Here is a 1,580-nt window from a genome sequence, read left to right as displayed (position 1 = left end):
AGTACTTTTTATACCTATCTTTAGTTTTATCAACCCAGTCGCTCCAAAAAAACATAAAAAATAAAAAACTAAATATTGCAACGACTACAAGGCCTCCTTCAATCTCAGGGTAACGTGATAAGAGCTCTAATGCAGCAATATTCAAAGAACCAACTAACAAGAGTTTAAGTCCTAATAATTTATTAACTCTAAACATTAACCTAGCAAAGGGATCAATAAAAAAACCATAAACCACTAAGCAAGAAAATAATAATGTATAAATGTCAAATTGACCTTTTAAAATAAAAAGACAAAGAATATGAGATATAGCAAAGGCTCCAAAACATGGTTTGTCAGCTGTCGGGTTTTCAATAATTTTTAGTATTTTACGACGACTCATAGTACTCATAACGCCCTAATAATGGGCAAAAAATTGTTGGCTAAAATGTTGAGGAACGAAAACAGCCAACTGTTTTTTGTCCTTATTAATTAGCTTGTTATATATCAATTGCTACACGCCAAAATGCAATTAGTGCGATTAATGAATATAGAGCGACTTTTATTAGCTTACCTTTTTCTTTTTTACATTCATTAATAGTCATAAATACAAATATAACAAACACAACAAAAGAAAAGAACACAGGATAAGTGGATGCAAAATTCCCTAAGCTATCAGCTCTTTCTTTTAATCCTGGGAGGCTAGCATCTTGCACGAATCATCCTTGATATATAACGCCAAGCTAACGGGCGTTTATAGTTTGGCTAAAATTGTGAGCGCAGCGAAACGAGCCAAACTGTAAACGTCCCATTGAGCGCCTTGTTATGCGCTGGTTGTGATGACCACAAACAACGCCATTTATATAAGATTTCGTGGCAGCCCGACCGTAGAAAACAAGAACTCCCACGCAGCGCGACACACCAAACCATGAATTTTTGAGCCACTTAAAATAAAGTGGCTTTTGCCACTAAACTTAACTTGGCGAAAAACTGTTTAGCCAAAAGCTGAAACAGTATAGCTGGCAATTAAGTTACCAAAACAAAGAAAAGGCAACAAGCACCCTAGCCTTTGTAAAATACCAGCCGAAAACAATAAATTTAACCGAATTCGCGGCTGACGCATAACGCCCACATTAAGGGGCTTTTTATTAGTTTGCTAAAATTGTGTAGCGAAGCGGAACCGAGCAAACTGTAAAAAGTCCCGCTTTAATTGCTTGTTATGTGTAAATCACAACGAGCCTTCATATTCTTTTATATAGTGGTCGATTTCATATGCAGTGCCAGTATGTACTAATTTACCAGTGTGCTTATTAACTATAATTGGAGCATTGCCGCCTACCATATCTCGAAAGTCTCCTGAATTTAAGAATGCAGTACTTTGGTAAAAGAAAACCCATCCCCAATCTTTCTCGATGGTTTCACCTTTCAGTAATCCGCACTCAATATCATTTGAGATACATGGATCTTCGATCTCTGATAATACTAATTTTTCAGCATCAGCTAGATTCATACTCTTTACACATAACGCCCATATTAAGGGGCTTTTTATAGTTTGCCAAAATGTGTAGCGCAGCGGAACCAGGCAAACTTTAAAAAGTCCCGCT

Annotated in this window: 3 protein-coding genes; all 3 read right to left on the bottom strand. The window is 36.5% G+C overall.

The genetic code is table 11. The annotated features are described in order from the left end of the window. Window positions 1-379: hypothetical protein (locus AC27HL_RS19475; protein ID WP_487082718.1), on the bottom strand; the 379-nt coding region annotated here is incomplete at its 3' end. Between the two features lie 97 nt (window positions 380-476). Next, window positions 477-692, bottom strand: a complete 216-nt coding sequence (locus AC27HL_RS19470; RefSeq protein ID WP_487082717.1) for a hypothetical protein — start codon at window positions 690-692, stop codon at window positions 477-479. 512 nt (window positions 693-1,204) lie between these two features. Beyond that, window positions 1,205-1,580 (bottom strand): YrhB domain-containing protein (locus AC27HL_RS19465; RefSeq protein ID WP_487082716.1); only part of this gene is annotated, 376 nt, incomplete at its 5' end.

The sequence above is a fragment of the Colwellia aquaemaris genome (assembly GCF_057548755.1).
This window is presented reverse-complemented; position numbering and strand designations above follow the sequence as displayed.